We start from the raw sequence: 390 nt of genomic DNA, 5'->3' as shown, positions 1-390 counted from the left end.
CCTATACAATTTCATTAAGCAACCCTGGAAATGTCACTTCACAAAATATAATTTTCACGGATATTTTGCCTGATGGAACGACATTTATATCTGGTACTCTTGTAAATGATTCTGGTGCTCAGCAAATTGGAAATCCTGGGAACGGAATACAGATTGGAAATATAAACCCAAGCGGAATGGCCGTTATTACTATTAACGCACTTGTTACAAACATTCCAAGTATAAATCCAATCTCTAATTCTAGTTCTGTACAATTTCAGCATATTGTCGATCCAAGTCAACCAGTTATAACTCAAACCGCTTCATCTAATACCGTTACTACGACAATAAATAGCGCAATATTAGCTACCTCAAAAAGTGCTGATAAATCCATTATTTCTGTCGGTGATA

Annotated in this window: 1 protein-coding gene; it reads left to right on the top strand. The window is 35.6% G+C overall.

From position 1 onward, the window contains the following. The coding region (locus tag SB775_RS27680) for a hypothetical protein (protein WP_410864342.1) at positions 1–390 on the top strand (390 nt) is incomplete at both ends.

The sequence above is a fragment of the Peribacillus sp. SIMBA_075 genome (genome assembly GCF_046534585.1).
Note: the sequence above shows the minus strand (reverse complement) of the source record. Positions and strands in the feature narration are given on the sequence as shown.